The sequence below is a fragment of the Rhizobium sp. BK098 genome (assembly GCF_014193155.1).
GTDB lineage: Bacteria > Pseudomonadota > Alphaproteobacteria > Rhizobiales > Rhizobiaceae > Rhizobium.
Window position 1 is genome coordinate 563,162 of record NZ_JACHYY010000001.1, and the last position, 26,035, is coordinate 589,196.

Here is a 26,035-nt window from a genome sequence, read left to right on the forward strand (position 1 = left end):
GATGAGGAGAGCAAGGGCTTCAACCCTGCTCGCCTCGGCAGGGTTGAGATGGATCGCGGTCAGCTCAGCGCAACACAGCTTCCACTCGCCCTGCAAGAGGAGAGATGGTGTGAAGGTGCATTACTGTGGTCCGGTTTGCGATCATGGGCGGATGATCCGATGTGGCGCGGAGGTTGTCAATCGTTCCTGGATAAATCCTTCGATTGCCGTGTCTTTGAGGCGCAATGCGATTGCCTCGTCTGCATGCTACTTGACAGGCAACCATTTGGTTGCTTATAAGATCGCAAAAGGCAACCAAATGGTTTCGTATCCGTGGATGATGATGCAGTCTTCAAGGCGTTGGCGGATGCCAGCCGGCGGCAATTGCTCGACAGGCTTCATGAGCGGAACGGGCAGACCCTGAACGCCCTCTGCGAGGATTTGGACATGAGCCGCCAGGCGGTAGCCAAGCATCTTGCCATTCTGGAGGAGGCCAATCTGATTTCCTCGGAGAAGCATGGGCGAGAGAAGCTGCATTTCATCAACGCGGTCCCGATCAACGGCATCGCCGAACGCTGGATCAACAAATTCGAACAGCGGCATCTGAATACGCTTTCGGCCTTGAAAAAGGCGCTGGAAGGCGAGGGCGGGCAGTGAGCTCAAGAACAGAGGAATAAGACGAGGAGAAATGGCATGACTGGAAGCAAATTCGTTTACGTCACCTTTATCCGCACCACCCAGGAAAAGCTCTGGTCGGCGCTGACCACGCCCGAATTCGTCAAGCAATATTGGTTCGATATGATCCACGAGACCGAGTGGAAGGTTGGATCGCCGTGGAAAATGCGCTTTCCGGATGGCCGCGTTGCCGACACGGGAGAGGTAGCGGAATTGGACCCGCCACGGCGGCTTGCCATCAAATGGCGCAACGAGTGGCGCCCTGACCTGAAGGCTGAAGGCTGGTCGCGCTGCGTGATGGAACTGGAGCCGGTGGACGGTGTCGTCAAGCTCACGGTGACGCATACAATCGAGGTCGAGAACTCGAAGCTGATCGAAGCCGTTTCCGGTGGATGGCCGAAGATCTTGTCCAACCTTAAATCGCTGCTGGAAACCGGCACGGTCGCCATCAGTCAGAAGTGAAATGATGCGTTATCCTGCGTGTTTCCGGACGCCGTTGCTTTGACGGCGTCCCTCCTGGCGACCTGCGGCCTGTTGTTGGCGAGGCGTGGCCGCTCGGAGATGGGGCTCTTCATCTTGCAACGATCGTGAGCCATCTTACCTTAGCCGTGCCGCTCTTGCTCTTGGCGGCTGTTGTTGGAGGATGATCGATGCGTTCACCCAAACTTTCTGCCGCCATTGCCGCGTCTTTTCTGGCTCTGGCGCCCGTTTCCGCTTCCGCCGAAATTGTCGGCAAGGTGGGCGTGGACTGGACGGGCAATGATATTCTGGTCGATGCCGTGCCGGACCCTGAAGTCTCGGGCATCACTTGCCACGTGACCTATTTCGACCGCAGCGTGATCGACCGGCTGCGCAAGGGCAACTGGTTCGAAGACCCCTCCAACAATTCCATCGCCTGCCGTCAGACCGGTCCGATCGAGATCGGCGATATCAACCTGTCCCAGAGCGGTGAGGAGGTATTTCGCGCCGGTCTGTCGCTCATTTGGAAGAAGCTGGTCGTCACCCGCATTTACGACAAGAAGAATGACACGCTCGTCTATCTTATCCATTCGCGGCAACTGACGGATGGCTCCGCCAAGATGGCGATTTCGACGATCCCCTTGTTCGGGCAGAACGTGAACTGGAAGAACGGCAAGCCGAAATGATGGTATTTCCGTACCGCTAAAATAACGCGCAGAAAGATAATACCAAAAAAAGTCATACTCTTGGGTTGTCGAATTCCTTCTGGTTGCTTTCGGTTTGCACCTTTTTGATGCAATTTCAAAAGCGAACGGGAAGGCGACTCTCGCCTCTGTTCACGGCCTGCAATACCGCGTCCTTGGCTACACCCCTGCCAAAACCGGTTATACAAAAAGCGACCGCCCTGGAGCTCGACTCCAGGGCGATCTGTTTTGTAAGCCGACTATTGAAATTAGGCTGCCTGCGCCAACTGATCCGCAATGACCGTATCGAGGTTGAGGAAGCAGACCATGGTCTTTTCCAGCGCCACGATGCCGCGGCAGAAGGCGCGCTGCCCTTCGGGGATGATTTCCGGAGCCGGCTGCAGATCTTCGCTCTTGATGGTCATCATGTCGGATACCTGCTCTACCAGGAGACCGACGAGCTTGCCCGCAATATCAGTAACGATGATTGCGGAGCGCTCCGAAGGTTCCGTCATCTTCATGCCGAGGCGGCAGGCCATATCGATGACCGGGATCACTGCACCGCGCAGGTTGATGAGGCCGAGCACGTAAGGCGGTGTATGCGGCATCGGCGTCACCGGCGCCCAGCCGCGGATTTCGCGGATGGCCATGATGTCGATGCAGAACTCCTGGTCGCCAAGGTGAAAGGAGACGATTTCCAGATAGGCGCCCGATTGCTTGATGGCGTTCGTCATGTTCGAGAACTTCCCGTTTGGCATCGCCGCAAGCGACGCTCGCGATTGAAAAGAGAGATCGGCTGGAGCGGCTTGGGCAGCGTCAGCATCCGGTGCTTTGGCGACAAAGACGCCTTGCTTCCGGCGGGCGTCATGCCCTTCTGGAATAAAGAGGTTCGCCGCGCTTTCGGGCGGTGGCCGAAAGCGAGTTCGACCGTTGAAGCAGATGTTGGCGCGGACTGGTTAGGATTGATTTAACATCCATCGGGATTTTATCTCTCAGGCCCCAGAGGAGTGGCGAAATGGAGTGAACAAGGCTCGGAAGACCACCGAACCGCATGCTGCGACGATTTCGGCCTCCTCTGAACATCTTCTTGAATTGCGTCCTCCACTTCGAGCCGTTACATCGGCTAGGGAGCGATTGCACTGCACTTTCGGTGCGATCGTCCGTATTGGTGAGGAATAGCATTCATGAGAAGCGTGCGGATTGCAGTTTGGGTGGCCGTGTTGATCGTGGCCGGACTATTGGGCTGGTTCAGCTTGGGTGGCGGCAAGTCGCCGGAGGTTGCGGCGTCCGGCCCTTATGGTGTCCCTTTCACGCTCGTTTCACAGAGCGGCCAGCCGATCAGCGAGCAGGCATTTCGCAGCAAGCCTTCTGCCGTCTTCTTCGGCTACACGCATTGCCCGGATGTCTGTCCGACGACACTGTTCGAGATGAACGCCTGGCTGCAGAAGGTCGATCCCGATGGCACCAAGCTCAATGCCTATTTCGTGACCGTTGATCCCGAACGTGATACGCCTGCCATCATGGACCAATATGTCTCCAACGTTTCGAAGCGCATCACCGGCATTTCCGGTGATCCAGCCAAGGTGATGGACATGGTCAAAGGATTCCGTGTCTATGCCAAGAAGGTGCCGGTCGACGACAAGCAGCCGAATGGCGACTATACGATGGATCACACCGCTTCCGTCTTCCTGCTGGATTCGCAGGGCCGCTTTGCCGGAACCATCGCCTATGAGGAGGACCCGGACGTGGCGGTGAAGAAACTGGAGAACCTAGTCAAGAAGGGATAGGACCTGCATGGGCGAGGGGATTGGCGGACAGGGAAAATCCCGATCCATTCTGATCGTTGGCGGCGGGCCTGTTGGTCTTGCCGCCGCTCTCGAACTTGCCCGCCGCGGCTTCTCGCCACGTATTGTCGATGACGGCACTGGGCCGACGCCTAAGGAAGAGAGCCGCGCGTTGGGTGTCAACGCCCGCACGCTGACGCTGCTGTCTCCCTCTGGCGTTGCGGAGCGCATTATCGCCGCTGCGCAACCGATCGAGCGCTTTCGCGTCCGCTCGAATAAGAAAATTCTGATCGAGTTGGATACGCGAGAAGTAAAAGGTCGCTTCAGTGCTATTTGCGCCCTGCCGCAGGGCAATACCGAGCGCCTGCTGATGGAGGCGCTTTCAGCCTATGGCATCTCGCCCGAATGGCAGACGGCCGTGGTTGCAGAAGCCATGGTAGACCTTCAAAAACCGGAGGTCACGTTGCGCCGAGCCGATGGTACGTCGGAAACAGCGCGGCCGGACATATTGATCGGTGCTGATGGCGCCCATTCTGCGGTGCGCAAGGCATTCGGCGCCGGCTTCCCGGGCGAGGCGCTGGAGGCTTATTTCTATCTTGCCGATTTTCGCTATGCGGAGCCGGTCGATACGCATTTCGGCGAGATATCGCTCTTCGATCCCGGCATGGTCGGCCGCCTACCTGTCTCGGACGGCATCATTCGCTACATCTCGACGCTGGAGGATTTCGAAAGCTGCATCGCGCATCCGGCTGCGGTTTCGGAAAAGACCTGGGCCTCGCAGTTTCGCATCCACTTCCGGCATGTCGAGCCGATGGCCAAGGGGAATGTCTTTCTTGCCGGCGATGCCGCGCATATTCATTCGCCGGCCGGCGCGCGCGGCATGAATCTCGGCATCGAAGATGCCTGCTGGCTTGCGTGGCTCATTGCGGAAGGCCGCGAACAGGAGTATTCGGCCTTGAGAATTCCCGCCGTCAAGCAGGTCTTGAAACAGACCTATGGCCTGACACGATTGGTGACGATGCAAAACCCGCTGGCAGTTGCGGCGCGAAATTTCCTTGCGCCGCTATTGCTGCGCTTTGGTCCGGTCCGCCGGCAATTGCTTCGGGGTGTGGCCGGCTACGACACGCCGAAACCACCCTGGATCGACTGGGCCGAATAAGAACGAGAAAGAGCGACGAGTTGAGCGAAATCCGACTTTATGTGACGACGAACGAGAAGAAGGCCGGGCAGGTTCTGGACCTAATGACGCCGGTGTTCGAAGATGAAGAATTGCCGATTGCAACAACGGAGATCGACGAGAAGAACGATGTCTGGGAAGCGTCGATCTATCTCTACGCTGCGGATGAAGATGAGGTCCGTGGTCGCTTCGAAGCGCTCTTGAAGCCGACTTTCGCCGATCTCGTCGTTCAAAAGGAAGTGCTTCCCGACATCGACTGGATCGCCAAGTCGCTGGAAGGGTTGAAGCCTGTGCGTGCCGGCCGCTTCCTCGTGCACGGCTCGCATGATCGCGACAAGGTCGGCTCCAGCGACATTGCCATCGAAATCGAAGCAGGACAAGCTTTTGGCACCGGTCACCATGGGACGACTGCTGGCTGCCTTGAGACGATCGAGAAGGTTGTTGCGAGCCGCCGCGTGCGCAACGCGCTCGATCTCGGGACGGGCAGCGGCGTGCTGGCGATCGCCGTTCGCAAGCTGCGCAATATTCCGGTTTTGGCAACAGACATCGATCCGATTGCCGTCCGCGTCGCGAAGGAAAATGTCCGCAGCAACGGCATCGCCTCGGGTGTCTCGCTGGAGACGGCACCGGGATTCCATTCCACGGCCTTTTCCCGTCATGGACCGTTCGACCTGATCATTGCCAATATTCTGGCGCGGCCGCTCATCAAGATGGCGCCGCAGCTTGTGGCGCATCTGGCACCGGGCGGTTCGGTCATTCTGTCGGGTATTCTTGCCGAGCAGCGCTGGAAGGTTCTCGCTGCCTATAACGGCGCGCACCTGCGGCATGTGCGCACGATCTGGCGCAACGGCTGGGTCACCATCCACCTCGACCGGCCTTGAGCCGGTCACTTCCCGCATCAACAATTGCAAAAAATAAAAAAGGCGGTGCCGAAGCACCGCCTTCAGATCGGTTTTCGCCGATCTTACCCGCGAGCGTGTGGAGGAGGAGTGCTCAAGCGGGCTCTAAGCGTTCTGATCATAATCCGAGGGAGGAGGAGAACCGGATTGCGATCGACTTGGAACGCGTAGATCGTAAACTTGTTAGCGGCGACCGCCGCGGCTGGCGCCGATTGCCTTTGCGGTTTCGACTTCGAGCTGACGAAGCGAGCCGACGGAATGGCGTACGGTGCGACGCTCGCCAGCCAGCGCCGGGCTAACATATGCGGAGCGAGAGATAGGCATTGTCTTAAGTCCTTGGTTTTGAGCTGGTTCTTCGTGAACCCCGTTTGATACCGCCGATATAGCGACTCGCCCGTCGGCGTGGCAGGGGGGCGGCTTCATGGGAGCTATGCGTAATATGCATGTTTCATGCCGTGAAGTTGTCATAATCGGACTGGCATGCTCACGAAATGGGCGGATTCGTTAACGGCCCGACATGAGATAAACTACTCTCATCCGGTGTGATATTGCAGTCATCGTACATAGCGTCTTAGAGATCGAAAATCACGTCGCACTTCCGATCGTGATGCTCTAACATACTGGCAATATTCAATTTCACGAACTCTCCATCACTACCGGATCAGCCCATGTTTCAGTCTTTCGACGTCACTTCCACCCCGCAATTCGGCCGCGAGCGTGTTACCGGTTTGCGTGCTGCCTTCGACGATCTCGGCATGGACGGCTTCCTCGTGCCGCGGGCTGACGAGTATCAAGGCGAGTATGTGCCCAAATGCTCGGAGCGTCTCGCATGGCTCACGGGCTTCACTGGATCGGCAGGTGTTGCGCTTATCACACACTCTCAGGCCGTGGTTTTCGTGGATGGCCGTTATGTGACTCAGCTTGCCGAACAGGTGGATCGAAGCGTCTTCACTGGAGGCGATCTGGTGAACGAGCCGCCGCATGTCTGGCTGCCGCGTCACGCGAAGAAGGGTTTCCGGCTCGGCATCGATCCGTGGCTGCATACGGGTGCCGAAGTACGCCGGTTGGAAAAGGCCTTGGCCGAGATCGACGGCAAGCTCGTCTTCCTGCCCCATAATCCGCTCGACAGGCTCTGGTTGGACCGGCCGCCCGAGCCTCTGGGCAACGTTATCATTCAGGATATCGCCCAGGCCGGTATCCTCGCCAAGGACAAGCTTGCGACGATTGCAAATGGCCTCAAGGAAAAAAACCTAAAGGCGGCACTGATTACCGATCCGTCCTCTGTCGCCTGGATCTTCAATATCCGCGGCAGTGACGTGCCGCACACGCCGCATCCCTTGGCCCGTGCCATCATCTATGCGGAAGGTGAAGCGGCGCTCTTTCTCGACAAGCGCAAGACCAAGGTCGAGGCCGAAGCCTATCTCACGCAGATCTGCAAGCAGCTGCCGCCGTCGGAACTTACCAAACGCCTGGCCGCTGCGGCCGCGAATGGCGGGCGCATCCTGGTTGATCCGGATCTTGCCTCCTACGCTCTGACCAACATCATCCGTCGTGAAGGTGGAGAGGTCGTGGAGGGCAATGATCCCGCCAAGCTGCCGCGTGCCTGCAAGAATGCTGCCGAAATCAACGGATCGGCCGCGGCGCACCTGCAGGATGGCGCCGCCATGGTCGAATTCCTTTACTGGCTGGAGACCAGCAAGCCTGGAACGGTGACGGAAATCGCTGCGGCAGAACGGTTGGAAGCCTGCCGCGCCCGCGTCGGCGAAAGCATGCAGAACCCGCTGAAGGATATCTCCTTCGATACGATCTCGGGTGCTGGCGAACACGCGGCCATCATGCATTACCGCGTGACCACGGCGAGCGACCGGTTGATCCAGGCCGGCGAACTGTTTCTGATCGATTCAGGTGCGCAATATATCAACGGTACCACCGACATCACCCGTACAGTTGGCATCGGTGCCGTCTCCGAAGAGCAGAAGCGCCTCTTCACGCTGGTATTGAAGGGAATGATCGCCATCAGCACGGCACGTTTCCCGAAGGGTACCCGTGGCTGCGATCTCGATCCGCTGGCACGCATAGCGCTGTGGAAGGCGGGCGTCGATTTCGCCCATGGCACCGGCCACGGCGTCGGCTCCTATCTCTCCGTGCATGAGGGGCCGCAGCGCATTGCGCGCCTTGCCGTGCAGGAACTGCTTCCCGGCATGATCCTGTCCAATGAACCCGGCTATTATCGCCCGGGCCACTTCGGCATCCGCATCGAAAACCTGATCTACATCCGCGATCCCGAGGAAATCGAGGGCGGTGACATGCCGATGCTGGGCTTTGAGACGCTGACCTTTTGCCCTATCGACCGCAGCCTTGTTCTCGTGGAATTGCTGACGCATGAAGAGCTGCATTGGCTGAACGAGTATCACGCCCGGACGCGCGAGGCGCTGATGCCACTGATCCATGATCACGACGTACGGGCGTGGCTGGAAAATGCCACGCTCGAGCTTAGCCATTGAGAAATATGGACCCCACCCCTTTGAAAAAGGGATGGGGTCCGTCTCAAGCGCCTATGGAATGGCGCCATGCCATGACGACGATCCATCCGGTAACGAGCATGTAAGTCGACGGGTAGCGCAGGCCGACGAGAAGAGCTGTGAGCATCGCCACCTTGATATCCCACCCGCCGATAAAGAAGGCGGGTGCGACGAGGGTCGTGAGTACAGCGGCGGGCACGGCATTGAGCGCCGCTTCGACGCGCGGCGGAATGCGGGTCATCTTGACGATCAGGATATAGCCGCCGATGCGCGTCAGAAAGGTCACCACGGCCGCAGCCGCAATCAGCAACACCATATGCGAATTGAAATCGAACATGGTCAGACCTCGTGGCTTTCGTGCGCGATATCAGGCTTGCGATTCGCTTTGATCGGCGGCAGCGTTGCGGCAAGCGCGACCCCCGCCAATGCGCCGATGCTGACATGCCAGGGTGAGCCCACATAACGATGGGCAATGGCCGATGCCACGGCGCTGACGGCGACGACGGGCAGGAAGTTGTCGCGCGTGCGGAAGCCCATGACGATGCCGAGGAAATAGACCGGCAGCAGAATATCGAGGCCGATGGCTTTGGGATCACCGATGAAACTGCCGAGAAGACCGCCGATCAGGCTCACCACCACCCAGGGAACATAGATCACCGCCGCAAAGCCGATGTACCAGGCGAAAGTCACTGGCTTGCCGCTTTCATGGCGCTTGATCGTCTCGGCGAATTGCGGATCGACCAGCAGGAAAAAGGTGAAGAACTTCTCTACAGCGGAAAAGTGTCTGATATAGCGAGCGATCGCTGCCGAATAGAGCACATGGCGGAAGTTCACGGCGAGGATCGACAGCACGATGAGCCAAGCCTGAACATTGTGGCCGAAGAGATCGATCCCGACCATCTGGCTGGCACCGGCATAGACGGTGCCGCTCATCAGGGTCAATTCGCCAAGGGACATGCCCTGATCGCGTGCCAACGCACCGAAAAGGGCGCCGAAAGGCGCTGCAGCGAGGCCGACGGGAATGCCACCCTTCAAGCCTTCAAGAAATTCCGCGCGACTCATGGTCCGCTTTGTCCTTTGTGGAAAATCCGGTGCTTTCGTCCGGATGTTGTGTCGAGGGCGCACATTCCGCATGGAAACAACGATGGTTGCATCCTTGCGCATTTGTTGCCGCGCTGTTCAATGGCGGGAGGTGTAAGCCGAGCTTTTGGAGCCAGCAATTGAATTTCCTTGATGGATCAATTGATTTCCTTGATCCAGCCCTTGGAGCCCGCTCGCAAAATGGGAGATGGAAAGATGAAGAAGATTACCTTTTCGAAGGAGGAGAAGGCAGCCACGATTGCACGCCTTCAGCGCTATTTCGCCGATGAGCTGGACCAGACGCTGGGCACCTTGCCTGCCGAATTCCTGCTCGATTTCTTCACCGCCGAGATCGGCCCTTACTATTACAATCAGGGTTTGCGGGATGCCCATGCGGCATTGATGAGCAAGATGGAGGATTTCGGCGAGGCGATCTATCTGCTTGAGAAAGAGCCGGCCAAGAGCTGACAGCGCCTCACTTCTTCGGCTGGAAGGTATGCTCCAGTGCCGGAAAGGTACGAGCCTTCACCTCTTCGGCATAGGCTTCCGCCGCTTTCGAGATCATGGGCGCCAGCTCCGCGAAGTGCTTGACGAAGCGCGGCTTGAAATCGTTGAACAGGCCGAGCATGTCATCGGAAACGAGGATCTGCCCATCGCAGGCGGCAGATGCGCCGATGCCGATCGTAGGAATGGCAACGGCGGCGGTGATCTCGCGGGCGAGCGGTTCGACCGTGCCTTCGATGACCATGGCGAAGGCGCCGGCCTCCGAGATCGCCTTGGCATCGCGCCGGATCTTGTCGGCTTCCTTCTCTGAGCGACCAAGCGAACGATAGCCGCCGGTCGTATTCACCTGCTGCGGCATGAGGCCGACATGGCCGAAGACCGGAATGCCGCGGGAGGTGAGGAAGGAAACGGTTTCTGCCATTTCCTCGCCGCCCTCGAGCTTCACGCCATCGCAGCCGGTTTCCTTCAGGATGCGCGCGGCATTGCGGAAGGCTTGTTCCTTCGATTCCTGATAGGAACCGAAAGGCATGTCGACGGTGACACAGGCATGCTTGGCGCCGCGCATGACGGCCTGGCCGTGGGCGATCATCATATCCAGCGTAACGCCGACGGTCGTTTCCATGCCGTAGAGCACCATGCCAAGGGAATCACCCACCAGAAGCAGGTCGCAATGCGGATCAAGCAGGCGGGCGATCGGCGTCGTATAGGCTGTCAGGCTGACGATGGGACGGGTCCCCTTCATCGCTTCGATGGCCGCCGGCGTTGTGCGCTTGGTGTGTCCGACGGTGCTCATTTCAGGCGACCCCTTCGTTGGCGGATTTGCTGCCGATAACCCTGTTGTCGAGCAGGCGGGTGGTGCCGACGCGGACGAACAAGGCGATGAGGATCGGCTGCCCCTGCAGTTTCGTCAGCGGTTCCAGCGTTTCGGGATGACGAACGGCGGCGACTTCCACGGTCGCGAGTGGCTCCCTTTCGATGAAGGCGCGGAGCGCCTCTTCGAGTGCTGCTGGATCGTCCGCGCCGAGATCGTAAAGCCTTGCGACCTCCGCCAATGCTTGGGGGATAATAGCTGCGGCGGCACGCTCTTCCTTCGACAGATAGACGTTGCGCGATGACAGGGCCAGGCCATCTGCATCGCGAACGGTCGGTACCGGTACGACCCGGACAGGCTGCGCCAGGTCCTCGACCATGCGGCGGATGATCGTGACCTGTTGATAGTCCTTCTCGCCGAAATAGGCGCTGTCGGGCTGGGCGATGTTAAAGAGCTTGGTGACGACGGTGGCAACACCGGCGAAGTGCCCCGGGCGAACCGCACCTTCCAGCTCCGCCCCGAGCTTCGGCACGTCGACCACCGTTTCCATCGGTCGCGGATACATGTCGATGACACCGGGTGCGAAGAGAAAATCGACGCCGGCGTCACGCAGCATGGCACTATCCCGCTCGAGATCGCGCGGATATTTCCCCAGATCCTCGTTTGCGCCGAACTGCAGCGGATTCACGAAAATGGAGGTGACGACGACGTCGTTTTCGGCCTTGGCGCGAGAGACCAGTTCCATGTGACCGGCGTGCAGATAACCCATGGTGGGCACCAGGCCGATTTTCCTGCCGGCTTTGCGGTGTTCGCCAAGCCGTTCGCGTAGAGCGGCAATCGTGTGAACGATCTCCATCGTGGCACTCCTCCCCAGGCAATGCCGTTTCCGTATCGCCGGTTTCCATCCCTCAAAATTGCCGGGACTTCTAACGTGTGCAGTGCAAAAAGGCAATTCGCCCGCGCCACCGGCGACGGTTTCGCTTTCAGGCTATAAGGTTCGCAGGCCAACCCAAGGCGATTTAATCTCGACTGTTGTGCTCCAAACAGTATCACTCTCCCAAGGGGTGCCTGAGAGAGCGAAAACGAGATGATGCTGTTTTGCAGAGGCTAGACCGAGCGGGTCAGGCCGCCATCGACTTTGAGGTTTTGGCCGGTGATATACCCAGCGCCATCGGAGGCCAGAAAGGCGACGGTGGCGGCGATCTCGGCGCTGGTGCCATAACGCTGCATCGGCACGCTGTCACGGCGCTCTTCGGTCGCCGGCAGGCTGTCGATCCAGCCGGGCAGGACATTGTTCATCCGCACATTGTCGGCGGCGTAGGTATCGGCAAAGATCTTCGTGTAGGAGGCAAGGCCCGCCCGGAATACCGCCGATGTCGGGAACATTGCCGATGGCTCGAATACCCATGCCGTGGAGATGTTGATGATCGAGCCGGATTTCTGCTTCTGCATGATAGGAGCGATGAGACGGACCGAGCGAATGACGTTCATCAGATAGACGTCGAGGCCGGTGTGCCATTGCTCGTCGGTGATCTCCAGGATAGGGGCGCGCGGACCATGGCCGGCGCTGTTGACGAGCACATCGATCCGCCCCCATTTTTCCATCGTCGCATCGACCAGGCGCTTGAGATCGTCATTCGACTGATTGGACCCGGTAACGCCGATGCCGCCAAGTTCCTGAGCCAGTGCCTCACCCTTTCCGGAGGAGGAGAGGATGGCGACATGGAAGCCATCGGCGGCAAGCCGTCTGGCGCTTTCGGCGCCCATGCCGCTGCCGCCCGCCGTGATCACTGCCACTTTTTCTATCGACATTTTCGGTTCCTCCTTCATCTTGTTCTGCTAGAACTGATTGCCTCGAAATTATCGATGAAATATCATCGTCTTCGCGCGAGAGCGAAGCAGATAAACTCCTGTTTGCCAGTAGAAAAACTATCGCATGAATGGTTCACCCAGTAAACTTCCCTCGCTGAACGGTCTGAAGGCATTCGAAGTGGCCGCGCGCCATCGCAGCTTCAGGCTCGCGGCCGAGGAGCTTAGGGTTACGCAGGGCGCCGTAGCGCAGCAGGTGCGCGGGCTGGAAGCCGAGCTTGGCGTAAAGCTGTTCGAGCGAATGCCGCGGACTTTGGCGCTAACGGGCGAGGGACGGGCCTATATAGCCGATATCAGGCGTGCCTTTGAAATTATCGCGCAGGCGACCGGCGATCTCAGGCCGCAGCCCGTCAGGCTCACCATCAGCACCACGCCGACATTCGCATCGAAATGGCTGATTCCGCGCCTGCCGGATTTTACTGCTCGTCATCCCGATCTCGATCTTCATATCCTTGCAACGGAACGCATGTCAGGCTTCCAGGCTGATGGAGTGGATCTTGCAGTCCGCTACGGGCGACCACCTTTCGGGCCGGGGCTGGCGACTGAACTGCTCTTCGAGCAAGAGATCATTGCCGTTTGCAGCCCGGCATTGCTGCAGGACCGAAAGCCGCCGAGGACCGCGGAAGAGCTTGTCGATTACGCGCTTCTTCATGATGCCCATAATTCCTGGCCCGAATTCATCGACAAGCATTTCGGGCGGGCGGCTCACGCCTCCTATAAAGGGATCAGCTTCAACCAGACATCGCATGCGATCGAGGCGGCGATCGCCGGGCAGGGAATCGTTCTTGCCAACCGCGATTTCGTGGCGCGAGATATGGCGGAAGGTCGCTTGACGCAGGTTATCCAGGGGTCGCTAAGTGGTCCATCCGACTTCTATCTCGTCTGGCCGCGCTATCGCAAATCCGCAGCCCTTGAGACGGTTATCGCCTGGATGAGAGGAGAAGCGAGCAGGAAATAGGGGATACCGCTCGCCTAATGTTGCGAGCAGGTTTTTCAGGAATGAAATGCCCCCGGTTTTCGAAGGCGGCCCATCAGGCGCGGTCGCGCTGTCGAATGCTGCAATTGTCCTTCCGGGGTTAGCGCTTTCCTCAATCTTTTCCTGTTATCTGCAGCCATGGCGAAGATCGTGGCATTGGCTGCATATTTCTATCAGGCTGCGGTGGCTTTCGGGCTGCTGATCGCTGTGGCGCATCTGCTGATGCCAGCGGATTATGCGGCCTATTCGCTGTTCATCTCGATCAGCCAGTTTGCGGCGATTCTCTGCTTCGAATGGGTTCGCTTTGCCTGCAGCCGCTTCTATCCGGGGCAGGGGCCTGGGAGCGAGGCGCTGGAGCGCAAGGCGCTGACGGTAGAATTCGCGGCATGCTCGGCAATCTGCCTGATCGCCGCTTCCGTCTCGATCTTCTTTTCTGTCTCTGCAGAGATTGCCGTGCTTGGCGGCCTGGTTGCGATCTTCCAGGGTGGCAGCGACCTGCATCTTACCATGCTGCGCTTTCGTCAGGAATTTCGCGTCTTTTCGCGGCTGCAGGGTTCGCGTGCGACGATTTTGGCGATCGGTACGCTTGCGGGCGCGGCGATTGCCCCGACCTTCACATGGACCGTCGCCGGTCTGATGGCCGGCTATCTTGCCTATGGGCTCCTTGCCGCATTTCTGACCCGCAATAGCCTGCACGAGGCGGCCTCGTTCGAGAAGGCGCGGGTTCGCAAGCATTTCGTCTATGGCAGCGTCGCTGCGAGCGCCTCCGTTATCGGCATGCTGACGCCGCTGGGATTGAAGTCCATCCTTACGGCCATGTTGGGAGCGGGTGGCGCTGCCGGTGCACTTCTGGCGCTTGATCTGCTGCAGCGACCCTTCATCCTGATCGTCTCTGCGCTGCAGGCCATACAATATCCCGATGTCGTCACGACCTATGATCGCGATGGATCGACGCCCGCCTTTACCAAGCAGCTTGGAGAATATTATTCGCTGCTGACCGGTCTGACGCTGATGACGGCCGCCGGCATTTTCGCGCTATTGCAGCCGGTCGGCCAATTGGTCATCGCGGCTGGTTTGCGCAAGGAGTTTCTTGCCGTCGCCCCCTTTGTCATCGGCCTTGCGACATGCCGTGCGCTGACGGCCAATATGCTGCCCACCCCTGCGCATCTACAGCACCGGTTGCTGACGATCTTTCTGCTCGCGGCACTGGATTGCGTATTGCTGAATGCGGGCACGATCATCGGCGGCTATCTCGGCTCTTATAATGATGCTGCGCTTATGGCCGGTGGCATGATCGGCGCGCTGTGCGCCATGGCGATCGGTGTGAAGGTGATGATGTCCCTTGCCTTCGATTTCGTCTGGCCGCCCGTTATCCTGTCCGCCATCGGGCTCGCCCTGCCGGTGCTGGCGACGATCGGCTTTGGGTACTCGCTATGGATATTCGTGGCCGGGGGCGTGGTTGGCGGCGCGCTTTTCTGTCTGCTCGGCCTCTATAGCTATTTCGTCATTATGTTCCAGCGGCAAGTGCGGCCATAAGCTCTCAAAGTGCTTCGAGCATGGAGAGTACGCGATCCGCGCTGCCGTCCCATGAAAAGCGCTTGATGTTCTCGTAGCCGCGCCGGCGCAGATCTTCGCGGAGCGTCTCATCCGTCACGATCCTGCGCATGGCATCGACGAGTTCGTCCTGTCGGAACGGATCGAAATAGAGTGCGGCATCGTCCGATGCTTCGCGCACAGCAGGGATATCGGCCGCAAGTACCGGGCAGCCCTGGGTCATTGCTTCCAATGGCGGAATGCCGAAACCTTCATAGAGGCTCGGGAAAACGAAAGCCGTGGCATGGCGCTCCAGCGCGGCGATTTCCGCGTCGGCGAGCCGGCCGGGGAAGAGCAGGCTGTCGTTTGATTGCTGGCTGTCCGATTTGAACACGGTTGGCGCGGAGCCGCCCACGACGACGAGCTTCTGATTGGTATCCTTGAGCGCCTCGAAAGCGCGGATCGCGAAATCGAGGTTCTTGTTGGGTTTCATCGTTCCCACAAGCAGGAAGAAGCCGTTCGTCTTCAGGCCAAGCCGCAGCATGACGGCCTCATCCGGCTCGATGGCGGCATAGTGATCAACGGCATTGTAGACGACGTCGATACTACTCGATGGCACCCGGAAGACGGAGGCGAGCTCCTGCCGCGAGAACTCCGAGACGGTGCCGATCTTGGCGGTGCGTGTCAGCACGGTTCCAAGGGCGCCATGCAGCAGGCGATAGCTGCGCTTGAAGGACTGCGGATGGCGGAAGATCGTCACGTCATGAATGACGACAGCCTGGCGGCGATGCAGGAGCGGGCCGCTGCCGCCGAAGCCGATCAGGCGGCTGCCGAGCGAGCGCGAAAGCAGCGACGTCTGCTCCCAGACATGACCGGGACCGGAGCCGAATTCGTCGATCTCGATGGCGGAGAGCTTGAGATCGATAGGCGTATTGCGCGGTACGGCCAACCGCCAGCGCACGCCTTTCAGAGAGGCTGGCAGGGAGCCTGCGGAAATCTTGCGATCAAGTGCCAAGGTGAGCTCCCGCGCAAAGCGCTGCACGCCCGAAAGGGGCTGGCCGAGGAAACGCCCGTTGATGACAATAGATTGCACGCGCAAAACCCGATATTTCATTGATCGGGAACAGCTTGCATCATTTTGTTTAGAGAAGGTTTAGCTGGACTTGCGCGATTTTACGCAAGCGCATCCTTGCTGCTGATCACGGCAACACCACGGGCTCGCATCTCGTCGATTGCCGATTTGACGCCGGCGGGATCGATGCCTCGGCTGGCATCTTCGATGAAGCGGACGGTAACGCCAGGCAGCATTTCAACGGCATCGAGTGCCGAGAATTTCACGCAGTAATCGGTCGCCAGGCCGCAAAGATCGAGTTCGGTGACGCCTTTGTTGCGCAGATAGGCGGCCAGCCCGGTGAGGGCTGCCTGATCGTTGTCACGGAAGGCGGAATAGCTGTCGACTGCAGGGTTCTGGCCTTTCTGCTGGATGAAATCGACGGAGGTCAGATGAAGGTCGGGATGGAGCGCGGCGTCTTCTGTATTCTGAACGCAGTGATCGGGCCACATCATCTGCGGCTTGCCCGAGAGCATGCCGATTTCAAAGGGTTTCTTGCCGGGATGGGCGGAGGCGAAGCTGCCATGATCAGCCGGGTGCCAATCCTGTGACGCGATGATGAGATCGTATTTGCCGCTATCGATGAGCTCATTGGCAATGGGCACGATCTCATCGCCCTCAGGCACTGGAAGATTGCCGCCAGGGCAGAAGCCGTTCTGGATATCGATGAGCAGCAGCGCTTTCATGAGGCCTGTCCTTCCGTTTTGTTGCGCCGCACGATGCCAAGCGGCGCGTTTCGGATCAAGCTCTTTGCGCCTCGCCGATGAAGACGGCGAGGCGCGATGGTTTGTAAAGGCTTATGCCGGCTTGTGGCCCTTGAGGCCATAGAAGGCAATGTAGACATAGCAGATGATCGGCATCAGGAAGGCGAGGTGGATGCCGATCGTATCGGCAAGACCGCCCTGGATAACAGGCAGGATCGCGCCGCCGACGATGGCAAGGCAAAGAATGCCCGAGCCTTGGCTCGTATATTTGCCGAGGCCATGCAGCGCCAGGCTAAAGATCGTCGGGAACATGATGGAGTTGAACAGACCGATCGCCAGCACGGACCACATGGCGACATGGCCTGTCGTCAGCACCGTCACCAGCAGAAGGATGATCGCGATAGCGGCGTTGAACGCAAGCGCCTTGCCATCATCGATGTGGCGCATGATTGCCGAGCCGACGAAGCGTCCGACCATCGCGCCGCCCCAGAAATAGGAGACATAGTGGGCGGCATCGGACTCGGAGAGATGGGCGATATCGGGCTGGCTCAGGAAGTTCACCAGGAAGCTGCCGACGCTGACTTCGGCGCCGACATAAACAAAGATGCCGACAGCGCCGAGCACGAGATGGCGGTACTGCCAGGCGGAGCCGCCGCCGCGCATCGGCTCGACAGTTTCTTCATCTTCGACCTCGGGCAGCTTCAATGCGGCAAAGACGGCAGCGAGCACCAGGAATGCGGCGGCAAGAAGCAGGTAGGGGAATTTGACCGCACCGGCCTCGGCAAGCCGCATCGCATCGAGCTGTTCCGGCGTCGCGTTGGTGGCCGCAACGGTCGCGGCGGACAGGATAAGCATGGCGCCGAAGTAAGGTGCAATCGTCGTGCCGAGGGAGTTGAATGCTTGCGTCAGGTTCAGACGGCTGGCGGCCGTATCCGGTGGTCCCAACACGGTGACATAGGGGTTGGCGGCGACCTGCAGGATCGTGATGCCGGTGGCGAGCACGAAAAGCGCGCCCAAGAAAAGGGCGTAGACTCGGTAGGTGGCGGCCGGAATGAACAGGGCGCAGCCGACAGCCGCGATCGCGAGGCCAACAACGATGCCCCATTTATAGGTGATGCGCTTCACGAGCGTGCCGGCAGGCAGCGATATGATGGAGTATGCGCCGAAAAAGCAAAGCTGGATGAGCATTGCCTGGGTGTAATTGAGCTGAAAGACGCTTTTCAGGTGCGGGACCAGAATATCGTTCAGGCAAGTGATGAAGCCCCACATGAAAAAGAGTGAGGTGAGTGCGATGAGCGCGAATTGGTAGTTGCCCTGGCCTTGGCGTGCGGATGCACGGGCGCTGGTGGGCGCAGAGCTTGTTGCTGAGCCAGCCACTTTTTTATCCTCGGTTCTTGTTGTTGCCAGGCTTCGAGATTCGAGCCGGACGAAAAGCCCGAACGGGCCGAAAGAAGAAACTGGCAGCGGCTTGCCGAGACCCCCGCAGGAAACGCAGAATCCCGAAGCCGCTTTAATCGATATAATCGATTGGATTATCATTGGTAGCTTGCTAGGCATGCGGATTCTGCAATGCTGCAATGCAATCACTTGCAAGGGTGGAATGTCTAGCCATGCCTTACGGCTTTTGAGCGGCCTATTCGATTGGGGCCGCTGCCGACGTCAGTCGAGGCTGTGCAAATAGCCAAGAACGGCGCGTTTCACGCGCAGAGCCAGCTGGTTTTTATCCGTGTCGCCATGGTCCCCTGCGGCATCGACCATTCCCTTGATGATGGCGACCACGTCGCGGCTTGCCACTTTTATATCGGCCTGCGGCGGCAAATCCGGTCGCAGCAGGGTTGCGCGCGTGAGTTCGAAGAATCGCCGTTTGACCGCTTCTGTGGCGGCATCGAGCGGCAGTCGCGCCTCCTCGAAATCGAGCAAGCGGGCCAGTGCCGGCCGGCGAAGCTGCTGCTCGACGCAAGGGAGGATGAGCGCCGATAGGGCCTCGCTGCCGGTGGTCTTGTCGGCGGCAATTTCCGCTTCTGCGACGAGGCGCGAAGTCTCACGCAGGATCAAGGCTCCGATCAGCGCATCCTTGCGTGGAAAATACTGATAGAGTGAGCCGACGCTGACGCCAGCCTTCTCCGCGACGGCATTGGTGGAGAAGGCTTCATGGCCGCGCTCTTCCAAAATGCGAGCCGCAGCCTCCACGATCGCTTCGACTGTTGCAAGCGAGCGGGCTTGTCTCGGCGCTTTTCTCGGCATGGCGCGGCTGTGGAGCGGGCTTTCGGACATGTTCCTGGAATGCGAGTAGCAAAAAGCGAATTATCGCTCATATTACAAATCGCGACCCAACGAAACAAGCATTTCAGCGAACATGCCGGGATTGAGTTCCCAGGCATGACGGAGAGCGCTTGTGCGAACGACAAGGAGATTTGACGCATGTCCAACGAAATTAGAACCGCGATCGTAACCGGCGCATCCAAAGGGATTGGCGCCGCCATTGCGAAGCAGCTTGCCGACGATGGCTTTCAGATCGTCGTCAATTACGCATCGAGTTCCGAAGAGGCCGGCGATGTTGTCGCCGGTATCGCCGCGGCGGGTGGTCGCGCGATTGCGGTCCGTGCCGATGTCGCCGACCCCGCGGCCGTGACCGCATTGTTCGATCGCGCCGAAGCGGAGTTCGGAAAGGTCGACGTACTCGTCAACAACGCCGGGATCAGCAAATTCTCGCCATTGGCTGAGGTTTCGGATGAAGATTTTCGGCAGCAGGTTGCCGTCAATCTGACTGGCACCTTCAACGGGATGCGAGAAGGGGCGAGGCGGGTGCGCGATGGCGGCCGCATCATCAATCTCTCCACGAGCATCATCGGTCACTACTCCCCCGGCAACGGCGTCTACGCGGCGACCAAGGCGGCGGTGGAGGCAATGACCCATATTCTTGCCAAAGAGCTCGGTCCGCGCGGGGTCACCGTCAATGCAGTCGCGCCGGGGCCGATCGCGACCGAATTGCTGTTCAAGGGGCGATCCGAGGCGCTGATCCAGCGGCTGATAAACGACATTCCGCTCGGACGCCTCGGGCTGCCTGAGGATATCGCCCAGATCGTATCATTTCTGGCCGGACCGCAGAGCGGTTGGGTCAACGGCCAGATCATCAGGGCGAATGGCGGGCGCAACTGAGATCGTGCAGCGAGGCGCAGAAGCCTTGGCGGCAGAAGGATCGTCTCTTGCCTAATAACGCGATACTGAATGATGCCATCGCGAGACCGGTCGTGTCTCGCGATAGCTTTCCCGTCGCTTCGTTGGGGGCTCAGTCGAACGCCAATCCTTCCTCGGCGATGGACTTCTGGACGGCCTCCCGTTGCCTCATGCGGCCATACCAAGCTTCCAGATTACGAAGTCCGTCGAAATGGATACCGGCTTTGTAATAGGATTTCAGCCATGGAGCCTGACCCCATCCTGTCAGTGCAAACAGATAGGCGTCGGCAACCGTGAATCTGTCGCCCATCAGGAAGGGACGGTCGGCGAGTTGCGCATTGATCCATTGATATCGTTTTTCAAGCTTCGGCCTTGCGGTCTCGACATAGTTTCCCGCGAGCCGCGCATAGAGAAGCGGAATGAACCCCTTGTGGATTTCCGTCGACAAGAAGCCGAGCATTTCCTGCAGCCTGTAGCGCTCCATCGTGCCGGGGGCGGCTGCTAATCCTGCCTCCGGCTTCAGATCCGCCAGATATTGGACGATCGCCGGCCCCTCGCGCAGAAGATTGCCGTCGCCGAGATCGAGCAGGGGGACATAGCCGTGCGGGTTGATGTCGTAGAAATCGAGTCCGGTTTCGGTCTTGTGGCTGGCGTGATCGATCTTGATCAGGTCCACGTCCAAGCCAAGTTCGTTGATGACGATATGGGGCGAGAGTGAGCAGCTTGCGGGCAGATAGTAGAGCTTCACGAGGGTCTCCATGGTGTTTCAGGGCCAGCTTTCGCTTGGAAAGACTGGCGCAGAACCATGTAATCCCTGCAGTATAGAATAGTAAGAACGGAAAAGTTTGACATCTAGGTACAAAAATTATACCGCCATGCACATGAGGTATGCGCGATGAAAAAGACCGTGACGGGTTGCTCCGTGGAAGAGGCGATGCACTTGCTGGGAGGCCGCTGGCGGCTGCTGATCGTGTCCTATCTGGTCGATGGACCCCAGCGTTTCAACGAACTGCGACGGCTGATGCCTGGCATTTCGCAGAGGATGCTGACGCTGGACCTGCGGGCGCTGGAGGAGGCGGGTCTTATCAAGCGGACGGTCTATCCGACGGTTCCCGTGAAGGTCGAATATTCGCTGACAGAGGATGGGAGACATCTGGAGAAGGTTGTCGCCGTAGTGAAAGAATTCGGGTTGTGGCTGAAGGATCGGGATGCGCAGGCTACCGGGAAGCATGAGGCTTCACCAGAGCTCGTAGTATAAGTCCCGCCAATCCGGATTTGTGTTTTTGACTAGATCGATCTTCTACTGTCGATACCAGCGTTTCGCCGATTTTTCTTTTTGTATGGCTGAAACGATGTCTACGTGGTCTTCATACCAGACCAACCGCGTGCACCCGTATTTCCAAGCGGAGCCAGGTGTCAGGCCCTCGCGATGCTCGTAGATGCGACGCTCGAGATCGGCGGTGACGCCGATGTACAGCGTGCCTCGCTTGTGATTGGTGATGATGCAGGTATATCCACCCATGCGTGTAGGATGCTGGTTGGGGTAGTGGTCGTCAAGGGCCGCTAGGGATGACGGATGATCTATTGATGCCGGATCCGTGCTCACATTTGCCACCGACGGCATACCCCACACTCCGTCATCCTCGGGCTTGCCCCGAGGATCCAAGCACAAGCCTCTTTGTTGCGTAATTGATTGCCGTGTCAGACGACTTTGTCGCCGCCAAGCACGCCGCGCTCTCGTTCGTACCTCAAATGGACAATACGAATTTGATGGGAAGCCTGTGCATGGATCCTCGGGTCAAGCCCGAGGATGACGGAGTGGAGGAAGATGAGGAGTTCCATCGCGACCCTCGTATATGCGCGGTCCGCATCAGCAGGTGATTCTATGGCCCCAAACCCGGAATCGCTCCCGATCAAACCCTCTCCACAAACCCATCCAGCACGCGTTTCTGCCCGGCGCGGTCGAATTCGATCGTCAGCTTGTTGCCCTCGATTTCCGAGACGTTGCCGTTGCCGAATTTGATGTGGAAGACGCGGTCGCCGATGGCGAATTTGGAGGGTTCGGAGGAGGTGGATTTGGCCACCAGTTCGCCGTCGATGGTGCGCACCTTCGGGCCGCTTTCGCCGTAGCTGATGCGTTCGACGGCGTGGCCGGAGCGGCTGCCCCAGTTGTCGCGGGTTGCATCGTTGCGGTTTGCCTGGGCGCGCTTCCAGCCGGGTGTCGAATAGGTGTTGGCGAAGGGATCTGCCTTGTCGAAGCGGGACTGGCCGTAGCCGCCGCGGCCATATCCGCCATAGGACTGCTCGACTTCGGCGACCTGAACATGGGTTTCCGGCAGTTCGTCGAGGAAGCGCGAGGGGATTGTGGATTGCCAGAGGCCGTGGATGCGGCGGTTGGAGACGAACCAGATGTGGCAGCGGCGCTTGGCGCGGGTGATGCCGACATAAGCGAGGCGGCGCTCTTCCTCGAGACCGGCGCGGCCGCTTTCGTCGAGCGAGCGCTGATGCGGAAACAGGCCTTCCTCCCAGCCGGGCAGGAACACCGTGTCGAACTCCAGACCCTTGGCGGAGTGCAGCGTCATGATGGAGACGGCGTCGAGATTCTCGTTCTGCTCGGCATCCATGACGAGGGCGACGTGTTCAAGGAAGCCGCGCATGGACTCGAAGCCGTCCATAGAGCGGATGAGTTCTTTCAGGTTTTCCAGGCGCCCCGGCGCTTCCGCCGATTTGTCGTTCTTCCACATGTCCGTATAGCCGGACTCTTCGAGGATCTGCTCGGCAAGATCGGTATGCGGCGTGTTTTCGAGCAGGCCCTGCCAGCGGCGGAAGGACTGCACGACGTCGAACAGCGCCTTGCGCGCCTTCGGCTTCATCTCATCCGTCTCGATGATGTCGGTCGCTGCCGCCAGCATCGGGATATCGCGCACGCGGGCGTAGTCATGCAGCGCACGCACGGTGGTGTCGCCAAGGCCGCGCTTCGGCGTGTTGATGATGCGCTCGAAGGCGAGATCGTCGGCCGGTTGGCAGACGAGGCGGAAATAGGCCATGGCATCGCGGATTTCGAGGCGCTCGTAGAAGCGAGGGCCGCCGACGACGCGATAGTTCAGGCCGAGCGTGACGAAACGGTCTTCGAACTCGCGCATCTGGAAGGAGGCGCGCACGAGGATGGCGATGTCGTTGAGATTGTGCTTGTTGCGCTGCAACTGCTCGATCTCTTCACCGATAGCGCGCGCTTCCTCCTCGGAATCCCAGGAGGCGTGCACCTGCACCTTTATATCGTCGGGGTCGGAGCGGTCGGTGAACAGCGTCTTGCCGAGCCGGCCTTCATTATGGGCGATCAGATGCGCGGCAGCGCCGAGAATATGTTCGGTGGAGCGATAGTTGCGCTCCAGCTTGATGACCTTGGCGCCGGGAAAATCCTTCTCGAAGCGCAGGATATTGTCTACTTCCGCACCGCGCCAGCCATAGATCGACTGGTCGTCATCGCCGACGCAGCAGACATTCTGAGGCTCGCCCTTCTGCCGCTGCGCCAGCAGGCGCAGCCACATGTACTGCGCCGTGTTGGTGTCCTGATACTCGTCGACTAAGATGTAGCGAAAGCGCTGGTGATAATCCTTGAGGATATCGGGATTCTGCCTGAATATATTGATCGGATGCAGCAGAAGATCGCCGAAGTCGCAGGCGTTCAGCGTCTTCAGGCGGTTCTGATAGGCGGCATAGAGTTCGCGGCCCTTGCCGTTGGCGAAGGCGCGCGCGTCGCCTTCCGGAATATCAGCGGGGCTGAGGCCCTTGTTCTTCCAGGTATCGATCATGCCGGCGAACTGTTTGGCCGGCCAGCGCTTATCGTCCAACCCTTCGGCCTGGATCAGCTGCTTGATCAGGCGGATGACGTCGTCGGTATCGAGAATGGTGAAGCTGGAGGTGAGGCCGACCAGCTCGGCATGACGGCGCAACAGCTTGACACCGATCGAGTGGAAGGTGCCGAGCCAGGGCATGCCTTCGACCGCGCCGCCGACGAGCAGCGCGATGCGTTCCTTCATCTCGCGGGCCGCCTTGTTGGTGAAGGTGACCGCGAGGATCTGGCTGGGGAAGGCGCGGTTGGTGGAGAGTATATGGGCGATGCGTGTCGTCAGCACGCGCGTCTTGCCGGTGCCTGCGCCCGCAAGCACCAGAACGGGGCCGTCGAGCGTTTCCACGGCTTCCGTCTGCTCGGCATTAAGGCCCGAGAGGTAATCTGGCCGGCGGCCGCTGTCGCGTGCCGCCATGGCGCGTGCCGCGATGCCGCCGCCAATGCTGCCGGCAGCCGGCGCAGAACGGCGCGGTACGGTATGCTCCGGCTCCTCATCAAAGAAGGGAATGTCGTCATGTCCAATGGTCATGCGGCCCAATGTAATGATTCTACCTCGAAAGGCAAAAGAAACGGGCCGAAATTAGAACAAAAAGTGCACATTCGCAGCTCTTGATACGCGTTCTGCATCACGGAGCGGATATGCCGGCGAGCCAATAAAACGTGTCGTTGTCTCACTGAAGATTACAACTTCGTTTGTATCTAAATTGTGGTTTAGCAGTCGATTCATGGGGGGCAGCGGCCGCGTGAAATGATGCGACTCGGCGCGGTACACAATGCTCGCCCATCGTCGCGCCGCGGCATAGCGACGAGCACGTCGGGGCTAAGCCAGTTATCGCCCCCGCGCCCAATTATGGTGAATTATGCGTTGTTCTTAGCGCATTTTTAAGCATGTTTGCTAATCATGGCGATATGTAACCGCCAGAGCGCAGGTGTTGTTTTTGCCTGGCTCCTGTTTGCCGATGCGATCGGCCCGCGCGCATGAGCGCCCGCGGCAAGGTTCCGATGTCTCCTTGTATATGTTGCGTATTGTTGCGTTCGGAGTTCATGTGCCGTGAGTATTTTTTCGACCTTCATCAGGGTCAGTCCCTCTATGAATACAGCGCTGGAAGTGCTGAGGGACACCCAGGCCAAACTGGGTAATGCCGAACGACAGATGTCGTCGGGCCTGCGGGTTCAAACGGCGAGAGACAATGCTACGTACTGGAAAATCTCGACTTTGACGCATACCGACGTCGGTGCGATTTCGTCGGTTCAGGATGCGCTCGGTCTCGCCGCCTCGACCGTCAGCACGGCTTCCACGGGTGTCGGCAGCGCGATCGACGTCGTGACAGAGATCAGGACAAAGCTTGTCAGCGCCTATGAGACCAGCGTCGACAAAACGAAGCTTAATGACGAGATTGCGCAGCTGAAACAGCAGCTGCGTAGCATCGGAGAGTCTGCGACCTTCAATGGCGTCAACTGGACGGTGCTGCGGGATGGCGCCGATCCTATCGATCCGCACGAAGTGCCGGGCTCGCTGATCCGCGGCAGCAACGGGACAGTTTCGATCGGCATGTTGAGCTATGCAGGCGTGAGTTCGACGAGCGGCCCGATCACATCGGTCGATGCGCGTTATCTGATCGATGACCAGTCGAGCGGCTCCGGCGGATATGGCGTGCTGACGTCGACGTCTTTCGCGACCGAGGCCGGGGCTGCAAGGAACTATGTGCTCGTCAGCACTCAGAACGGCAATACGAGCGGCCAGGTGGAGATCTCGCTCGATGCGAATACGACCCAAGGGGCCATCGCCGACATGGTCAACACAGTGACGGGAATGTTGAACCAGCTCAAGACGATCGGGTCCGCATTCGGCTCCCTCGAATCGCGCATCAATCTTCAGACCGAGTTCGCCAAGAATTTGAGCGATTCCCTGACCAGCGGTGTCGGGAAGCTTGTCGATGCCGATATGGAGCAGCAATCGAGCAAGGTTCTGGCGCTGCAGGCTCAGCAGCAACTCGGGCTGCAATCGCTCTCGATCGCCAATGCCAGCTACAATACGGCTTTGCAGCTTTTCCAGAATCTCTGAGAGCCAACCAAAATCATAAGAGGCAGAGTTATACGTATCCTCATTGCCTTGGTGGCTTTAGCCGTTTTTTCGCTTGGCTGGAGTGTTCGCGATGCTGTCAGAGGCAGCATCAATGCGATGGTGATATGGCTCGGCTTTGCAATGTTCTGGGGTCTAATGTGTATTATGTATTCGATG

26 protein-coding genes and 1 pseudogene are annotated in these 26,035 nt (G+C 59.0%); 13 read left to right on the plus strand and 14 right to left on the minus strand.

All coding sequences use genetic code 11. The annotated features are described in order from the left end of the window. The first annotated feature begins 312 nt into the window (after nucleotides 1-312). The 3 genes from FHT73_RS02720 to FHT73_RS02730 all read left to right on the plus strand — a co-directional run bounded on the left by FHT73_RS02720 (nucleotide 313) and on the right by FHT73_RS02730 (nucleotide 1,799). Nucleotides 313-636, plus strand: a complete 324-nt coding sequence (locus tag FHT73_RS02720; RefSeq protein WP_112334510.1) for a metalloregulator ArsR/SmtB family transcription factor — start codon at nucleotides 313-315, stop codon at nucleotides 634-636. Nucleotides 637-672: 36 nt separating this feature from the next. Then, a complete protein-coding gene (locus tag FHT73_RS02725; protein WP_112605257.1) occupies nucleotides 673-1,116 on the plus strand; it encodes an SRPBCC family protein in 444 nt (147 codons plus the stop codon). 188 nt (nucleotides 1,117-1,304) lie between these two features. Next, nucleotides 1,305-1,799 (plus strand): CreA family protein, encoded by a 495-nt coding sequence (locus FHT73_RS02730; protein ID WP_112605260.1) that lies wholly within the window; start codon nucleotides 1,305-1,307, stop codon nucleotides 1,797-1,799. A 266-nt stretch (nucleotides 1,800-2,065) separates the two neighbouring features. Here the strand turns inward: FHT73_RS02730 and FHT73_RS02735 are convergent, their stop codons facing one another. Then, nucleotides 2,066-2,530, minus strand: coding sequence for a chemotaxis protein CheW (locus FHT73_RS02735; protein ID WP_015340333.1), 465 nt, complete (start codon nucleotides 2,528-2,530; stop codon nucleotides 2,066-2,068). Between the two features lie 450 nt (nucleotides 2,531-2,980). Between FHT73_RS02735 and FHT73_RS02740 the strand changes: the two genes are divergently transcribed. From FHT73_RS02740 to FHT73_RS02750, 3 genes are read left to right on the plus strand one after another with little or no spacing between them, the layout of a single operon-like run. Next, nucleotides 2,981-3,583, plus strand: coding sequence for an SCO family protein (locus FHT73_RS02740; RefSeq protein ID WP_183709677.1), 603 nt, complete (start codon nucleotides 2,981-2,983; stop codon nucleotides 3,581-3,583). 7 nt (nucleotides 3,584-3,590) lie between these two features. Beyond that, nucleotides 3,591-4,739: an NAD(P)/FAD-dependent oxidoreductase gene (locus tag FHT73_RS02745; protein ID WP_183709679.1), complete on the plus strand. Its 1,149-nt coding sequence runs from the start codon at nucleotides 3,591-3,593 to the stop codon at nucleotides 4,737-4,739. A gap of 20 nt (nucleotides 4,740-4,759) precedes the next feature. Continuing rightward, complete coding sequence (locus tag FHT73_RS02750) at nucleotides 4,760-5,638, plus strand: 50S ribosomal protein L11 methyltransferase (protein ID WP_183709681.1); 879 nt, start codon at nucleotides 4,760-4,762, stop codon at nucleotides 5,636-5,638. A 201-nt stretch (nucleotides 5,639-5,839) separates the two neighbouring features. Here the strand turns inward: FHT73_RS02750 and FHT73_RS02755 are convergent, their stop codons facing one another. Then, nucleotides 5,840-5,980: a hypothetical protein gene (locus FHT73_RS02755; RefSeq protein ID WP_162711788.1), complete on the minus strand. Its 141-nt coding sequence runs from the start codon at nucleotides 5,978-5,980 to the stop codon at nucleotides 5,840-5,842. Nucleotides 5,981-6,324: 344 nt separating this feature from the next. On the opposite strand from FHT73_RS02755, the gene FHT73_RS02760 reads away from it, so the two are divergent. Beyond that, a complete protein-coding gene (locus FHT73_RS02760; RefSeq protein WP_183709683.1) occupies nucleotides 6,325-8,160 on the plus strand; it encodes an aminopeptidase P family protein in 1,836 nt (611 codons plus the stop codon). 43 nt (nucleotides 8,161-8,203) lie between these two features. Here the strand turns inward: FHT73_RS02760 and FHT73_RS02765 are convergent, their stop codons facing one another. Both FHT73_RS02765 and FHT73_RS02770 read right to left on the minus strand, forming a co-directional pair. Then, nucleotides 8,204-8,515, minus strand: coding sequence for an AzlD family protein (locus FHT73_RS02765; protein WP_183709685.1), 312 nt, complete (start codon nucleotides 8,513-8,515; stop codon nucleotides 8,204-8,206). A 2-nt stretch (nucleotides 8,516-8,517) separates the two neighbouring features. Further along, nucleotides 8,518-9,240: an AzlC family ABC transporter permease gene (locus FHT73_RS02770; protein ID WP_183709687.1), complete on the minus strand. Its 723-nt coding sequence runs from the start codon at nucleotides 9,238-9,240 to the stop codon at nucleotides 8,518-8,520. A gap of 234 nt (nucleotides 9,241-9,474) precedes the next feature. Here FHT73_RS02770 and FHT73_RS02775 point away from each other — a divergent pair, with 234 nt between their 5' ends. Further along, a complete protein-coding gene (locus FHT73_RS02775) occupies nucleotides 9,475-9,726 on the plus strand; it encodes a DUF2164 domain-containing protein (RefSeq protein ID WP_112334812.1) in 252 nt (83 codons plus the stop codon). A gap of 7 nt (nucleotides 9,727-9,733) precedes the next feature. Here the strand turns inward: FHT73_RS02775 and panB are convergent, their stop codons facing one another. The 3 genes from panB to FHT73_RS02790 all read right to left on the minus strand — a co-directional run bounded on the left by panB (nucleotide 9,734) and on the right by FHT73_RS02790 (nucleotide 12,385). Further along, the gene (gene panB, locus FHT73_RS02780; RefSeq protein WP_112605279.1) at nucleotides 9,734-10,555 is read right to left on the minus strand and encodes a 3-methyl-2-oxobutanoate hydroxymethyltransferase; all 822 of its coding nucleotides are present in this window, start codon (nucleotides 10,553-10,555) and stop codon (nucleotides 9,734-9,736) included. Nucleotide 10,556: 1 nt separating this feature from the next. Continuing rightward, the gene (panC, locus tag FHT73_RS02785) at nucleotides 10,557-11,429 is read right to left on the minus strand and encodes a pantoate--beta-alanine ligase (protein WP_112605282.1); all 873 of its coding nucleotides are present in this window, start codon (nucleotides 11,427-11,429) and stop codon (nucleotides 10,557-10,559) included. A 251-nt stretch (nucleotides 11,430-11,680) separates the two neighbouring features. Continuing rightward, nucleotides 11,681-12,385: an SDR family oxidoreductase gene (locus FHT73_RS02790; RefSeq protein WP_112605652.1), complete on the minus strand. Its 705-nt coding sequence runs from the start codon at nucleotides 12,383-12,385 to the stop codon at nucleotides 11,681-11,683. 124 nt (nucleotides 12,386-12,509) lie between these two features. Here FHT73_RS02790 and gcvA point away from each other — a divergent pair, with 124 nt between their 5' ends. Together gcvA and FHT73_RS02800 are read left to right on the plus strand one after the other, a co-directional pair. Continuing rightward, nucleotides 12,510-13,400, plus strand: a complete 891-nt coding sequence (gcvA, locus tag FHT73_RS02795; protein ID WP_112334520.1) for a transcriptional regulator GcvA — start codon at nucleotides 12,510-12,512, stop codon at nucleotides 13,398-13,400. Nucleotides 13,401-13,568: 168 nt separating this feature from the next. Beyond that, the gene (locus tag FHT73_RS02800) at nucleotides 13,569-14,954 is read left to right on the plus strand and encodes a hypothetical protein (protein WP_348648116.1); all 1,386 of its coding nucleotides are present in this window, start codon (nucleotides 13,569-13,571) and stop codon (nucleotides 14,952-14,954) included. 4 nt (nucleotides 14,955-14,958) lie between these two features. On the opposite strand, the gene FHT73_RS02805 is transcribed toward FHT73_RS02800, so the two are convergent. The 4 genes from FHT73_RS02805 to FHT73_RS02820 form a co-directional block, all read right to left on the minus strand. Further along, nucleotides 14,959-16,044, minus strand: coding sequence for a glycosyltransferase family 1 protein (locus tag FHT73_RS02805; protein WP_183709691.1), 1,086 nt, complete (start codon nucleotides 16,042-16,044; stop codon nucleotides 14,959-14,961). An 80-nt stretch (nucleotides 16,045-16,124) separates the two neighbouring features. After that, nucleotides 16,125-16,748, minus strand: coding sequence for a bifunctional nicotinamidase/pyrazinamidase (gene pncA / locus FHT73_RS02810; protein ID WP_183709693.1), 624 nt, complete (start codon nucleotides 16,746-16,748; stop codon nucleotides 16,125-16,127). A 111-nt stretch (nucleotides 16,749-16,859) separates the two neighbouring features. Further along, the gene (locus FHT73_RS02815) at nucleotides 16,860-18,143 is read right to left on the minus strand and encodes a sugar MFS transporter (RefSeq protein WP_112334815.1); all 1,284 of its coding nucleotides are present in this window, start codon (nucleotides 18,141-18,143) and stop codon (nucleotides 16,860-16,862) included. Nucleotides 18,144-18,425: 282 nt separating this feature from the next. Continuing rightward, nucleotides 18,426-19,040, minus strand: a complete 615-nt coding sequence (locus FHT73_RS02820) for a TetR/AcrR family transcriptional regulator (protein WP_183709695.1) — start codon at nucleotides 19,038-19,040, stop codon at nucleotides 18,426-18,428. A gap of 147 nt (nucleotides 19,041-19,187) precedes the next feature. Here FHT73_RS02820 and FHT73_RS02825 point away from each other — a divergent pair, with 147 nt between their 5' ends. Continuing rightward, the gene (locus FHT73_RS02825) at nucleotides 19,188-19,925 is read left to right on the plus strand and encodes an SDR family oxidoreductase (protein WP_183709697.1); all 738 of its coding nucleotides are present in this window, start codon (nucleotides 19,188-19,190) and stop codon (nucleotides 19,923-19,925) included. Nucleotides 19,926-20,055: 130 nt separating this feature from the next. Here FHT73_RS02825 and gstA read toward each other — a convergent pair whose 3' ends face one another. Continuing rightward, nucleotides 20,056-20,703, minus strand: a complete 648-nt coding sequence (gene gstA, locus FHT73_RS02830) for a glutathione transferase GstA (RefSeq protein WP_210290211.1) — start codon at nucleotides 20,701-20,703, stop codon at nucleotides 20,056-20,058. Nucleotides 20,704-20,838: 135 nt separating this feature from the next. Here gstA and FHT73_RS02835 point away from each other — a divergent pair, with 135 nt between their 5' ends. Beyond that, a complete protein-coding gene (locus FHT73_RS02835) occupies nucleotides 20,839-21,201 on the plus strand; it encodes a helix-turn-helix domain-containing protein (protein ID WP_183709699.1) in 363 nt (120 codons plus the stop codon). Here FHT73_RS02835 and FHT73_RS02840 read toward each other — a convergent pair. Both FHT73_RS02840 and FHT73_RS02845 read right to left on the minus strand, forming a co-directional pair. After that, a pseudogene (locus tag FHT73_RS02840) lies at nucleotides 21,181-21,465 on the minus strand (GIY-YIG nuclease family protein). The gene FHT73_RS02835 and the pseudogene FHT73_RS02840 overlap by 21 nt on opposite strands. Nucleotides 21,466-21,856: 391 nt before the next feature. Next, complete coding sequence (locus FHT73_RS02845) at nucleotides 21,857-24,322, minus strand: UvrD-helicase domain-containing protein (protein ID WP_183709701.1); 2,466 nt, start codon at nucleotides 24,320-24,322, stop codon at nucleotides 21,857-21,859. A 561-nt stretch (nucleotides 24,323-24,883) separates the two neighbouring features. Between FHT73_RS02845 and FHT73_RS02850 the strand changes: the two genes are divergently transcribed. After that, the gene (locus FHT73_RS02850; RefSeq protein ID WP_183710143.1) at nucleotides 24,884-25,858 is read left to right on the plus strand and encodes a flagellin; all 975 of its coding nucleotides are present in this window, start codon (nucleotides 24,884-24,886) and stop codon (nucleotides 25,856-25,858) included. The last annotated feature ends 177 nt before the right edge of the window (nucleotides 25,859-26,035 follow it).